Source organism: Pantoea sp. SIMBA_079 (genome assembly GCF_046940275.1).
Taxonomy (GTDB): Bacteria; Pseudomonadota; Gammaproteobacteria; order Enterobacterales; family Enterobacteriaceae; genus Pantoea; species Pantoea borealis.
The window spans coordinates 1-295 of the sequence record NZ_JAWRYR010000162.1 but is presented as its reverse complement, the minus strand read 5'-3'; the positions used below and the strand labels follow the sequence as shown (position 1 = coordinate 295).

Sequence of the window (295 nt, the reverse complement as noted above, 5' to 3'; positions counted from 1 at the left end):
CAAGGTGCAGCAGGCGCGATTCTCCTCCAACCGCATTGCGCTCATCCATTTTCATCATCAGCAGCCAGTCCGTTGGTTCATCTACAAAGGTTCCATCGGTATGCAGAGTAAATAGACGATACGCTTGACGCAAATAAGAATCACTGTTGTCCGTATCCTTTACCGTAAACCGTGCATAAAAGGTTCCGGACATCGCATCGAAATTCGACGACCCGACCAGGTGGGTCAACGCAGTGGCAAATTTCACGTAGTCTTCCATATCCGTCGTTTGTCCTTGTACCCCAATGGTAAATCC

At 48.8% G+C, this 295-nt stretch carries 1 protein-coding gene; it reads right to left on the bottom strand.

What is annotated here, in order from left to right; translation table 11 throughout:
• Positions 1–295, bottom strand: a 295-nt coding sequence (locus SB719_RS19555) for a carbon starvation induced protein CsiD (RefSeq protein ID WP_412159652.1), incomplete at both ends; no start/stop codon positions are given.